Origin of the sequence: Marinobacter sp. NP-4(2019) (assembly GCF_003994855.1) — a bacterium.
Lineage (GTDB): Bacteria > Pseudomonadota > Gammaproteobacteria > Pseudomonadales > Oleiphilaceae > Marinobacter.
In genome coordinates, this window is sequence record NZ_CP034142.1 from 2,760,727 (window position 1) to 2,773,210 (window position 12,484).

Sequence of the window (12,484 nt, forward strand, 5' to 3'; positions counted from 1 at the left end):
AGTTCTGGCGGAAGCATGAGACAATGCGCAGCCTTCATTTTTGCCCAACCGACAAGACATAGACATGAGCGCCAAACTGATTAATGGAAAAGAGATTGCCGCCAAGGTTCGCCAGCAGGTTGCCGCCGGCGTGGAAGCCCGGAAACAGCAAGGAATGAGAGCCCCGGGGCTTGCTGTGGTTCTGGTCGGCAACGACGCTGCCTCACAGGTATACGTAGGCAACAAACGCAAGGCATGCGACGAGGCAGGCATTCTGTCCCTGTCCTATGACCTTCCGGCAGACACCTCCCAGGAGTCCCTGGAGGCACTGGTAGAAGAGCTCAACGAGAACCCGGCCGTAGACGGCATTCTTGTGCAGCTGCCTCTGCCAGACCACCTTGACGCAGACCCCATTCTGGTCAAGATTCGTCCCGACAAGGACGTGGACGGCTTCCATCCCTACAACATTGGTCGCCTGATGCAACGCAAACCGGCTTTGCGCCCCTGCACACCGGCAGGCGTGATTACCCTGCTGGACAGCATCGACACACCTTACAAAGGCCAGCACGCGGTTATTGTCGGCGCATCCAATATTGTTGGCCGTCCGATGAGCATGGAACTGCTGTTGAAAGGCGCCACGACCACCGTTTGTCACCGCTTCACCCCGAACCTGGAAAAGTTTGTGAGCGAAGCCGATATACTGGTTGCCGCTGTGGGGATACCCGGCCTGATCAAAGGCGAATGGGTGAAACCTGGCGCCACGGTGATTGACGTGGGCATCAATCGCATGGAAGACGGCAAGTTGCGCGGTGATGTGGACTTTGAGGCCGCAGCGGAACGGGCTGCCTATATTACGCCGGTACCGGGTGGCGTGGGGCCGATGACCATTGCGACGCTGCTGGAGAACACCCTGTATGCGGCGAATGTGTTGCATAAAGACTGAACTGTTGTCGGATTAGGCGCAGCCGTAATCCGACACCTCGTTGAAGGCGCCCCCACAAAAAAGCCCCGCTCGAAAGCGGGGCTTTTTTACGCTCCTGAAGCCTTACTGACCGTACTTGGCCTTCGCCTTCAGGCGGTATGCGTGCAGAAGCGGCTCGGTGTAGCCGTTCGGCTGCTCGCGGCCCTTCAGTACCAGATCCAGCGCTGCCTGGAAGGCAATGCTGTCGTCAAAGTTTCCGGCCATCGGGCGGTATGCCGGGTCAGCGGCGTTCTGCTTGTCCACTACCGCGGCCATGCGCTTCATGGTTTCCATGATCTGCTCCTCGGAGCAAATACCATGGTACAGCCAGTTGGACAGCAACTGGGAAGCAATCCGCAGGGTCGCACGATCTTCCATCAGGCCCACATCGTTGATGTCCGGCACCTTGGAACAACCAACGCCCTGATCGATCCAGCGTACAACGTAACCAAGGATGCCCTGGGCGTTGTTGTCCAGTTCCTGCTGAATCTCTTCAGCGGACAGCGAGTTGGGATCGTCCATGACCGGCACGGTCAGAATGTCGTCCAGGTTGGCGCGAGCGCGGCTTTCCAGCTCTTTCTGGACATCCGCTACCGATACCTGGTGGTAATGGGTCGCGTGCAGGGTAGCGGCGGTCGGGGACGGCACCCACGCGGTGTTGGCGCCAGCCTTCGGGTGACCGATCTTGGCCTCCAGCATGCCGGCCATCAGGTCCGGCATGGCCCACATGCCCTTACCAATTTGTGCCACACCACGGAAACCGGTTTCCAGACCGATGTCCACGTTCCACTGTTCGTAGGCGTTGATCCAGGTCGCCTGCTTCATCGGACCCTTACGAATGAACGGACCCAGCTCCATGGAGGTGTGGATCTCGTCACCGGTGCGATCCAGGAAGCCGGTGTTGATGAACACCGCACGTTCCTTGGCAGCGTGGATACAGGCTTTCAGGTTGACGGTGGTACGACGCTCTTCGTCCATGATGCCGACTTTCAGGGTAAAGCGCGGCAGGCCGAGAGCATCCTCAACACGACCGAAGAATTCGTTGGTGAACGCCACCTCTTCCGGGCCGTGCATCTTCGGCTTCACGATGTACATGGAGCCGGTGGTGCTGTTCTGGAACTTGCCGTTGCCCTTCAGATCGTGAATGGCGATCAGAGATGTGATCAGGCCGTCCATCAGACCTTCCGGAATCTCGTTACCATCTTTCAGCAGGACCGCCGGGTTGGTCATCAGATGACCCACGTTACGGATGAACATCAGGCTGCGACCTTTCAGGCTCAGCTCGCCTCCGTCAGGTGCGGTGTAGCTGCGATCAGCATTCATCTTACGGGTCAGCTGTTCACCACCCTTTTCGAAGGTTTCCTGCAGATCACCCTTCATCAGGCCCAGCCAGTTGCGATAGGCCAGCGCCTTGTCATCGGCATCCACGGCGGCAACGGAATCCTCACAGTCCATGATGGTGGTCAGCGCGGACTCCATCAGCACGTCCTTCACATTGGCGCCATCGTCCTTGCCGATCGGGTGGCTGGCGTCGATCTGGATCTCGAAGTGCATGCCGTTCTTGACCAGCAGCACACCAGTGGGCGCATCAGCGGCACCGGTGTAACCAACAAAGCCGGCTTCGTCTTTCAGGCCGGTGGTTTCGCCGTTTTGCAGCTTGACGACCAGCTTGCCACCCTCAACCAGGTATTTGGCGGCATCCTTGTGGCTGCCGGAAGCCAGCGGCGCGGAGCTGTCCAGCAGGTTGCGGGCCCATTCGATAACCTTGGCGCCACGCACCGGGTTGTAACCACGCCCCTTGTCCGCACCGCCCTCTTCGGAGATGGCATCAGTGCCGTACAGCGCGTCGTACAGGCTGCCCCAACGGGCATTGGCGGCGTTCAGCGCGAAACGGGCGTTCATGATCGGAACCACCAGCTGCGGGCCAGCCATGGTGGCTACTTCCGGGTCCACGTTGGATGTAGAGATCTTGAACTCGCCCGGCTCGTCCACCAGGTAGCCGATGTCTTTCAGGAAAGATTTGTACTCGGCCATGTCCAGCTTCTGACCCTTATGGTCACGGTTCCAGCTGTCCATCTTTTCCTGAATCGCATCGCGCTTGGCCAGCAGTTCGCGGTTACGCGGCGCCAGCTCGTTCACGATCTTGTCGAATTCAGCCCAGAATTTGTCTGCATCAACTCCGGTTCCCGGAATCGCTTCGTTGTTCACGAAATCATACAGATTCTTCGCGACCTGAATGCCGCCGACTTGTACGCGTTCTGTCATCGTTGTCTGCCTCAGTGGGTTAATTTCCCGACTCCCTCTGACACGGGGAGTTGTTCCAAAGTGAGCGCCGGATTGTACGTGAAATTCCGTACAAGGTCAGCCCCGGCGCCACGTCGTTCCTTCACGAGAATCGTCAAGAATGATGCCTTTCTCTGCCAGTTCGTCGCGGATACGATCACCTTCGGCGAAGTTTTTCGCCTTGCGTGCTGCCGCCCGGGCCTGGATCATGGCCTCGATCTCCTCCGCAGTCAGCTCTCCCCCGGTGTCCGCCTGGAAGAAGGCTTCAGGGTCCTGCTGCAGGAGTCCCAGCACACCGCCGAGACGGACCAGCACGGCCGCAGACTGCCTGGCCTCCTCATCCTTGCCTTCACGACGGTGCTGATTGATTTCATTGGCCACAGCGTGGAGCACGGCTATGGCTCCGGCCGTGTTGAAATCATCATCCATAACCTCTTCAAAGCGTTTGTCGTGCTCGGTTTCCGCCACATCCTTGGCCGGGATGACCCCACGCAGGGCATGATAAAGCTTCGTGAGAGTGCGACCGGCCTCCGCCAGACTCTCTTCCGAATAATCCACCTGACTGCGATAGTGACTGGACACCAGGAAGTAACGCACGATCTCCGGCGGGTACTTCTCCAGTATCTCGCGGATGGTGAAGAAGTTACCCAGGGACTTGGACATCTTCTCCTTGTTCACCCGAATGGCACCGGCGTGCATCCAGGTGTTCACGAATGTCTGGCCATTGGCGCACTCGGACTGGGCGATTTCGTTTTCGTGGTGCGGGAACAGCAGGTCCGGCCCGCCACCGTGGATATCGAAGGTTTCACCCAGGCAGCAGTTGGACATCGCTGAACACTCGATGTGCCAACCCGGCCGACCATCCCCCCAGGGGGATTCCCAGCTCACTTCACCCGGCTTCGCCGCTTTCCACAGGGCAAAATCCGCAGGGCTGCGCTTGGCTTCCTGCACATCCACGCGAGCACCGGCGACCAGGTCTTCCAGCTTTTTCTTGCTAAGCTTGCCGTAGTCTTTATATGACTCGACAGCAAAGTAGACATCTCCATTATCCGCTGCATAGGCGTGGCCGCTGGCGACCAGCTTGTGGATCATGGCAATGATTTCATCAATATAAGCGGTAGCACGAGGCTCTTCCGTGGGCGAGAGCACGCCCAGACGGGCCTCGTCCTCATGCATCGCCGCGATCATGCGCTCGGTCAAGTCGGTATAAACTTCCCCGGTTTCATCTGCCCGGCGCAGGATCTTGTCATCTATATCGGTAATGTTGCGCACGTAGTGCACGTCATATCCGCGATGGCGAAGGTAACGGGTGATCACATCAAAAGCCACCAGCACCCGGGCGTGGCCCAGGTGGCAGTAGTCGTACACGGTCATGCCGCATACATACATGCGCACCTTGCCCGGCTCGATGGGTTTGAACTCTTCCTTTTGCTGCGTGAGCGTGTTGTGTATACGAATCACTTGCCCCCCTTACCCCAGGAATCACGAAGCGTGACGGTACGATTGAACACAGGACGGCCGGCGCTTGCGGATTGCTCCTGGTCATAGAAGAAATAACCTTCACGCTCAAACTGGTACGGCAGATCCGTACGGGGCTCCGCCAGCCCTTTCTCAACACGGGCACCGCTCAGGCGTATCAGAGACTCCGGATTGATATGGTCGACGAAATCGCCGTCTTTGTCGCTGTCCGGGGATTCGTGATTAAACAGCCGGTCATACTGATTGATGTCGACCTCAACACTGTCCGTGGCAGATACCCAGTGGACAACCCCGTTCGGCTTGTAGCCTTCCGGGTTCACGCCCAGGGTATTCGGATCGTATTCGCACTTGAGCTCGACGATTTCACCGCTGTCGTTCCGGACAACCTCGCGACAGGTCATGACGTACCCGCCACGCAGGCGAACCGCCTGGTCCGGCGCCAGCCGCTTCCACTTACGGGGCGGCTCTTCGACGAAGTCTTCGCGGTCGATATAGAGCGTCTGGCTCCAGGTCACCTCCCGCTCCCCCATATCCGGGTTCTGCGGATGAACCGGCAACACCAGGGTTTCGGTCTGGTCCGCCGGGTAATTGGTCAGGGTCACCTTCAGCGGACGCATCACGCACATGGCACGGGGCGCACGGGTATTCAGATCCTCACGGATGGCATGTTCAAGCATGCCCACATCCACGGTACCGCCGGCTTTGTTAACACCGATCATGTCACAGAAGGTGCGGATGGACTCCGGCGTATAGCCACGGCGACGCATGCCGGAAATGGTGGGCATGCGCGGATCATTCCAACCATCCACAAAACCTTCGTCCACCAGACGCTTTAGCTTGCGCTTGGAGGTAATGGTGTAGTTCAGGTTCAACCGGGCGAATTCAATCTGCCGCGGCTGACACGGTGCGGTAATATTCTCCAGCACCCAGTCGTAGAGCGGGCGATGATCCTCAAACTCCAGCGTGCACAGGGAGTGAGTTACCCCTTCCAGGGCATCGGAAATCGGATGAGTGAAGTCGTACATTGGGTAGATGCACCACTTGTCACCGGTCTGGTGGTGTTCCGCGTAGCGGATGCGGTACAGGATCGGGTCCCTCAGGTTGATATTGGGGGACGCCATATCAATCTTGGCCCGCAGCACCAGCTCGCCATTCTTGTATTTGCCGTCGCGCATATCACGGAACAGCCGGAGGCTTTCTTCAATCGGTCGATCCCGATAAGGACTGTCCCTGCCCGGAGTCTTTAGAGAACCACGAAATTCAGCCATCTGGTCCGCTGTCAGCGCACAGACATACGCCTTGCCCTTTGTAATCAACTCTTCGGCAAAGTCATAGATGGCATCGAAGTAATCGGAGGCATAACGGACCTCGCCGCCCCAGGTGTAGCCCAGCCACTCCACATCCTGCTTGATGGCATCAATGTACTCCTGGGATTCCTTCTCGGGATTGGTGTCATCAAAACGCAGGTTGCACACACCACCAAAGGTGTCGGCAATACCAAAATTCAGGCATATAGACTTGGCATGGCCGACGTGCAGGTAGCCGTTCGGCTCCGGCGGGAACCGTGTCACTACCTGGCCGGTGTGTTCGCCTTTGGCGATCGCGTCTTCGATCAGGCTCTGGATAAAGTTATGGGCTTTCTTCGACTCGGCGCTCATAGGTTCTCTAGTTAAAAGGGAGTGAATCTGAAACCGCGTATTATACTCATAAATACTGCCCTAACTCATGCACACACAGAAACTCTTCAGTACAATAGTCTTTCTAATGACTTTCAACTTTCTGAACAGGAAATCCTGATGATTCTGCTGAAAACCTCCCACGGTGACATCACACTGGAACTGGACTACGAAAAAGCCCCGGAAACCGCCAGGAATTTCGAGCAGTATGTGCGTGACGGCTTCTATGATGGGCTGATTTTTCATCGTGTCATCAGCAACTTCATGGTACAGGGCGGCGGCTTCGAGCCGGGCATGACACCACGTAAAACCCGGGAGCCGATCCAGAATGAGGCAGACAACGGGCTCAGCAACATGCAAGGCACAGTGGCCATGGCCCGCACCATGGACCCGCACTCCGCGACAGCCCAGTTTTTTATCAACGTCGAAAACAACGGCTTTCTGGACCACACCGCAAAGAATGCAGAAGGCTGGGGCTACTGTGTATTTGGTAAGGTTGTTGACGGCATGGACACCGTGAATGCCATCCGCGCGGTACGGACCACCATGCGCGCCGGCCATCAGGACGTTCCCGCCGAAGACGTGGTGATCGAAAAGGCGGAGGTAGTCGGAGACGGAGGCGCAGCGTGACCACGCTGTTCATTTCCGACCTTCACCTGGAAGAATCCAGACCGGACATCACTGACGCGTTTCTCGGATTTCTGGAAAATCGTGCCCGGGGTGTGGAGCGACTCTATATCCTGGGGGATTTCTTTGAGGCCTGGATCGGGGACGATGAACGCACCCCTCTGCAGGAACAGGTTGCCCAGGCCTTGAAAGCCCTCAGCGACAGGGGCACCGCCATTTTCCTGATGCACGGTAACCGCGACTTCCTGATTGGCGAAGACTTTTGTGCCCGCGCAGGCGCCACACTGCTGGACGACCCAACCGTCGTGGATCTTTACGGCACCCCCACCCTGCTGATGCACGGTGACAGCTTGTGCACCGCCGATGTGGAATACCAGAAATTCCGCGAGAACATGCGCAATCCACAGTGGCAACAGATGATTCTCCAGCGCCCCCTGGAAGACCGCCAGCAGATGGCCCGCCAGTTACGGGAAATCAGCATGGCGAAGAATCAGGGCAAGGAAGAGTTCATCATGGACGTGACCCCGGAAGAAGTCGTCAAGATCATGGAAGAACATGGCGTGCAACGCCTGATCCACGGCCACACCCATCGCCCCGCTGAGCATCCGCTGGAAGCCAATGGCAAGCCCGCCCGTCGCATTGTGCTGGGCGACTGGGACAAGCATATGTGGTGGTTGACCGTCGAGCCGGGCAAGGAACCCGTACTGGACAAACAGCCGCTTTAAGACTGGTGGTTACAATGTGGACTCAGGCGGTTCCCGATAAGTATCGAGCCGCTTGAGCCAACCAGGTAGCCAGCGCTCTTTCTCGATGGGGTTACTGGCATTGTTGGCCCGCCGGGTCAGTACTGCTGCGGCAGCCTCACGAAACCGCTCCAGTACCCGACTATCCACTGGTCCAGACATCCCGCGTAATACCTGTAATAGCCCCCAACCTTCTCCGCGATAGGTTTCGTCCGGGGACAGCCCTTCTCCCTTGAAGTTCACATAATCCAGCACTGCGTATGCGCCACCCGGCGTGGCGATCAACGCAGCCAGGCGCTCCCGGATGTGTGACCGCTCTTCTTTCGGAGACGCCGCGATAACGTCCGTTATTGAAGCCCTGGCCCGCTGCAGGATAAATTCCGCCTGAAGCCCCTTGGTTTCCGCAAGGAAGCGCCGCAGCGCTTCAACCCGGGCACCGTCTGCGAGACGGTGGAAGGCATCCCGGTCCGGCCAGGGCGCGGCCTGCCCGAGCCACTCCGGCACCGGCGCAGAGCGCTCTTTCATAAAGGCCACCAGCGCCGGAAAGCTCTCTACAAATCGTTCGCTGACGCCCTCCGGATACCAGATGAAATGTCCGATGCCAAGAGACGGAAACGCTTCGCCCTCGTTCCAGTGCACCAGGCATTCCCACCGGCCGGCGCATTCATTCTCAAACACCTGCGTGCCGATCCACGCCAGCTCGGCCTCGGTAAGAGACAACTGCAGCCCATCTTCCCGCCGGGTCACCTCATCCACCAGCAGCAGAATGGCAAACCCCAGCAGCAGGCCGATCACTAACGTGCGCACGACCTCACCCCTTCTTTTGAAAACCAGTCGCCACCATTATTTAACCATCGAACCCGACGGGCCGAATTAATTCTGTTACATAAAACGGCCCGGCACAGACAAACAGTTGAAGCTGGAGAACTCTCAAGCATACTGTACAAAGACACTTTACACAGGAAAGCCCACCCAATGAGAGTTTTAACGGTCCTCACGGATCGTCGTTTTCTGCTAACCGTAGTGCTTGCCTTCATCTGGGTTCTGTTGGTGCGGGGCGCTCATATCCTCCAGAGCGGAGTCTGGCCCAACCCCCTTGGTGCCCTGGGTAGCGATCTCGCCGGCGCGTTCATTCTCGGGGTTTTGCTCACCATCACCAGCGGCGCCTCACGCGCAGTGCTGGTCATCCTGCTGGGCAGCGCAGTCTACGTTGCGGGCATGCACCTGGCGACCCATGGCACCCTGTTTCAGCTGGCTTTTGCCGGCAAGGGCATAGACCCCACCTTTATTACCGGCAGCCTGATTAACGTTTACCTGTTTCTGCTGCCTACCTACATCGCCTTTACTTGGGTTCTCCACCGTACCCATCGTGCACTGGTGCCCAAGCCTCCGAAGGGATTCACCGCGCTGGTCACCTCGGCGCTCGTTGTGGTGCTGGCGTATACCCTGGCGTTCCCGAGCCTGACAACGCCCGCCAATAACGTGGTGGCGAGCTCTTTCGCCCAGATACCCGGCGCCATCATCAACCCGGTCGGTACCGAGATTGGCGATGAAGCCGTGGAAGCGGATGACAGCCTGGAAGCCCGTACCAATTTCTTCCACCAGCAGATCACGTCGCGTCCTGTGACCAATAATCCGAATGTGTTGCTGATCATGATCGAAGGATTGTCCGGCGGCTACTTCCCCAGCATCAGCCAGTATCATGGGCTGGAGCCCACGGTCAGGCTCGAACACCTGGAAGGTCTCCTGAAAGATCGGGGGTTCAGGATTTATCGCAACACGCTGAGTATGGAACGTCAGACGGACCGGGGCACCTTCACCATCATTTGCGGACGTTATCCGGATTTCCGTCGTCCCTCGACAAAAATGCAGGATGTGGCCGAGGAACGGGCGAATCCGGACTGCCTGCCCGGTAAGTTGAAGGCCCAGGGTTACCACACCGCCTACTGGCAGGCTGCACCGATCCACTATATGAAAAAAGACGAGTTCATGCCCAGAGCGGGCTTCATGGATGTGACCGGCGCCGAACACTTTTCCAACGAAGAGGATATTGCGGGCTGGGGACCACCGGACCCCGAGTACTTCGTCGACGTTGCCACCCGCCTGCAGGCGCTGGACCAACACGCCTCGCCGTGGTTCGTCACCCTGCTGAATGTGGGCACCCATCACCCCTTCAAGATTGGCGAGGAAGCTGAGAAAGAAATTGAAGAGGAAATGGAGACGGATCGCGCCATAAACGGGGACGAGGCCGGGGAGGCCGACATGGTGAAGCCACAGGAAGCCCGCAGAAAGGCCATGAGGGTGATGGAGAAAACCCTGGGAAAATTTCTGGAGACACTCGAAACCGCAGGCACCCTCGACAACACCCTGGTGATCCTGACCTCTGACGAGTCCGGGGGCTTTGTGCGCACGGACCATGAGACCCTGCCCCTCAACAGCAATCTGGGAGCGCTGGCAGTCCGCCCTCCCGAGCAACAGGGTCTGGCCCGCTATACCAGCCGCGACGCCATCACCGCTCAACTGGACATTCCTCTGACCATCCTGGACGCCACCGGTCATGGTGATCAGGCAGGGGATATGATTGGCCGCAGCCTGCTGGTTTCCAACGATCGCAAGCGACGGGATATCCTGCTGGCGGATACGTACACCGGGCTCAAGTATTTCCTTCGTGAGAGCGGTCAGTTGCTGTCCTGTACCGAAATGCTGACCCGCTGCACTTCCTGGTCGTTCGATCCGAAACGCATGTTTGGCAGCTTCCGGGAAACCGATGAGCCACCGTTCCTGTCACTGGAAGACCGGCTGGCACTGTTCGAGAATGCCACTGACATGGAGCCGACAGAAGACTGACCCGAGACACATTCAGCGTCCTGAACGTCCGTGAACCATGAAAACACTGATTACCGGCACACTGAATACCCTGCACACCCGGCGCCGGGCCCTCCTGACCTTTTACCTGTTTTTTTCAGGCCTGGCCATGGCGGTGTTCACCCCGGTGATAACCTGGGCGCTGGCATCCCTGAAACCGGTCACCGGCCAGGCCGCCGTCAGCACCGGCGGGATTCTCGAGTTCCTGATTTCTCCCGGGGGGCTGGTCTGGGTGGTGGTGACTCTCCATCTCACTGTTCTGGTCATCCTGCTACAGCAGGCCGGCATGACCTTGATCGCAGCGTCGCCACCACACCGGCATTACCGAACCGCCTTGAGCGCGCTCTGGGGAATGGCGCGCAAGGGCCCTGCACTATTTTGGTTAACCGTCACCCAGGTTGTCACCCACCTGCTGATTGCACTGCCCTTCCTGGCTGCTGTCGGGTTGGCGTGGGCATGGCTGCTGGCGTCATACGATCCCTACCTGTTACGCCTGGAGAAGCCGCCGGAGTTGTGGTGGTTCACTGCCTGCGCCGCCCTTTTCCTGTCCGGCCTGGTGGTCTGCAACGGCACCCTTTACCTGCGCTGGATACTGGCCGTACCGTGCCTGATGTTGCAAAACCTCACCCCCCTGAAGGCGTTACGCGAAAGTACTCGTCTGACCCGTGGCCACCGGGGGCATGCCACCGGCGTCCTGATTTCCGGGCTGACCCTGCTGCTTCTGCTGCCGGTTCTGGTCACCCTTGCATTTGATCACATCGCCACGGCGCTGTTCGCCATCCTTCCCGACCGGACCGACATACTGGTGCCCGTCATCCTTGTTTTCATCGCCAGCTACATCCTTATTGGTATCGCGGTCACCTTCTTTGGCACCGCTGCTTATGGCGCGTTCATTGTCAGCCTGTACCACCGGGCAAACGACCAAGGGCCATCGACATCGGAGCCACCGCTTCGCTACCCGGTGCCGGACAACGCGGGTCCCAAGGCATGGATTGCGGAGGCCCTGGTGGTCATCCTGGCGTTATCCCAGGCGTGGTTCGTCGTGGATTCCCTGGGCCAGCGGGAACAGGTCACAATCACCGCACACCGGGGCAGTGCTTTCAAAGCGCCTGAAAACACGCTCAGCGCGATAGAGCAGGCGATCAGGGACGGCGCTGACTTTATCGAGATCGACGTGCAGATCACCGCGGATGGTGTCCCTGTACTCTGGCACGACTCCGACATGAGCCGCGTATTTGGCCTGGAGGAGCGCATCAGTGACGTGACCTACGACGAAATCCGCCACCGGGACGCTGGCAGCTGGTTCGACAGCGCCTTCATGGATGAGCGCATAGTCACCCTTGCCCAGGCGATAGAATCGGTTCGCGACCGCGCCGGCCTGTTCGTAGACCTGAAGCCCGACCGCAATACCCCCCACCTGACACAGGCTGTCGTCAAGCTTCTGCAGGACAAGCACTTTGTGGAGGGGACCGTGGTCGCCGCCGCGGACTGGGCTACCCTGCAGGAAGTCAGGCAACTGGAACCCGACCTCGAAACGGCCCTGCTGGCCCAGTTTGTGATAGGGCCGCTGTGGGAAGACAATTACGACATCCTGGGGTTGCGCATGAATCGCGCCACCCCGGCTGCGGTGGCCAGGGCTCACCGCGACGGCAATGAGCTTCACGTATGGACCGTCAACCAGCCAGTGGCGATGTCACGGTTTGTGGATATGGGGGTTGATAACATCATTACCGACCGGCCTGACGTACTGGCCAGACTGCTGCGGGAGCGGGACACCCTGTCCGATGCGGAACTGCTTGCCATCAAACTCCGCAATTGGATGCGGTAAGTGGCTTGGGGCATTCATACAAACCGGACTTGACCACGCCAAT

9 protein-coding genes are annotated in these 12,484 nt (G+C 58.5%); 5 read left to right on the forward strand and 4 right to left on the reverse strand.

The window, feature by feature from the left end; translation table 11 throughout:
- Positions 1–64 precede the first annotated feature (64 nt).
- Positions 65–922 (forward strand): bifunctional methylenetetrahydrofolate dehydrogenase/methenyltetrahydrofolate cyclohydrolase FolD, encoded by an 858-nt coding sequence (folD, locus tag EHN06_RS12575; protein WP_127332902.1) that lies wholly within the window; start codon positions 65–67, stop codon positions 920–922.
- A 102-nt stretch (positions 923–1,024) separates the two neighbouring features.
- Here the strand turns inward: folD and EHN06_RS12580 are convergent, their stop codons facing one another.
- The 3 genes from EHN06_RS12580 to EHN06_RS12590 all read right to left on the reverse strand — a co-directional run bounded on the left by EHN06_RS12580 (position 1,025) and on the right by EHN06_RS12590 (position 6,360).
- Positions 1,025–3,205 (reverse strand): malate synthase G, encoded by a 2,181-nt coding sequence (locus tag EHN06_RS12580; protein ID WP_127332903.1) that lies wholly within the window; start codon positions 3,203–3,205, stop codon positions 1,025–1,027.
- 96 nt (positions 3,206–3,301) lie between these two features.
- Positions 3,302–4,684, reverse strand: coding sequence for a cysteine--tRNA ligase (cysS, locus tag EHN06_RS12585; RefSeq protein WP_127332904.1), 1,383 nt, complete (start codon positions 4,682–4,684; stop codon positions 3,302–3,304).
- A complete protein-coding gene (locus EHN06_RS12590) occupies positions 4,681–6,360 on the reverse strand; it encodes a glutamine--tRNA ligase/YqeY domain fusion protein (RefSeq protein ID WP_127332905.1) in 1,680 nt (559 codons plus the stop codon). The genes cysS and EHN06_RS12590 overlap by 4 nt, the downstream gene beginning before the upstream one ends.
- Positions 6,361–6,498: 138 nt before the next feature.
- Between EHN06_RS12590 and EHN06_RS12595 the strand changes: the two genes are divergently transcribed.
- Positions 6,499–7,008, forward strand: coding sequence for a peptidylprolyl isomerase (locus EHN06_RS12595; protein WP_127332906.1), 510 nt, complete (start codon positions 6,499–6,501; stop codon positions 7,006–7,008).
- Complete coding sequence (locus tag EHN06_RS12600; protein ID WP_127332907.1) at positions 7,005–7,730, forward strand: UDP-2,3-diacylglucosamine diphosphatase; 726 nt, start codon at positions 7,005–7,007, stop codon at positions 7,728–7,730. Before EHN06_RS12595 ends, EHN06_RS12600 begins: the two co-directional genes overlap by 4 nt.
- Positions 7,731–7,739: 9 nt before the next feature.
- Here the strand turns inward: EHN06_RS12600 and EHN06_RS12605 are convergent, their stop codons facing one another.
- Positions 7,740–8,555: a hypothetical protein gene (locus tag EHN06_RS12605; RefSeq protein WP_127332908.1), complete on the reverse strand. Its 816-nt coding sequence runs from the start codon at positions 8,553–8,555 to the stop codon at positions 7,740–7,742.
- A gap of 168 nt (positions 8,556–8,723) precedes the next feature.
- Here EHN06_RS12605 and EHN06_RS12610 point away from each other — a divergent pair, with 168 nt between their 5' ends.
- A complete protein-coding gene (locus EHN06_RS12610) occupies positions 8,724–10,595 on the forward strand; it encodes an LTA synthase family protein (RefSeq protein WP_127332909.1) in 1,872 nt (623 codons plus the stop codon).
- A 37-nt stretch (positions 10,596–10,632) separates the two neighbouring features.
- Positions 10,633–12,441 carry a glycerophosphodiester phosphodiesterase family protein gene (locus tag EHN06_RS12615; protein WP_127332910.1) on the forward strand — a complete coding sequence of 603 codons (1,809 nt, stop codon included), beginning with the start codon at positions 10,633–10,635 and terminating at the stop codon, positions 12,439–12,441.
- Positions 12,442–12,484 lie beyond the last annotated feature (43 nt).

Bases quoted from the DNA above. Each gene is read 5' to 3' on its own strand.
- folD (WP_127332902.1), top strand. From the start codon at position 65: ATGAGCGCCAAACTGATTAATGGAAAAGAGATTGCCGCCAAGGTTCGC.
- EHN06_RS12580 (WP_127332903.1), bottom strand. From the start codon at position 3,205: ATGACAGAACGCGTACAAGTCGGCGGCATTCAGGTCGCGAAGAATCTG.
- EHN06_RS12590 (WP_127332905.1), bottom strand. From the start codon at position 6,360: ATGAGCGCCGAGTCGAAGAAAGCCCATAACTTTATCCAGAGCCTGATC.
- EHN06_RS12595 (WP_127332906.1), top strand. From the start codon at position 6,499: ATGATTCTGCTGAAAACCTCCCACGGTGACATCACACTGGAACTGGAC.
- EHN06_RS12610 (WP_127332909.1), top strand. From the start codon at position 8,724: ATGAGAGTTTTAACGGTCCTCACGGATCGTCGTTTTCTGCTAACCGTA.
- EHN06_RS12615 (WP_127332910.1), top strand. From the start codon at position 10,633: ATGAAAACACTGATTACCGGCACACTGAATACCCTGCACACCCGGCGC.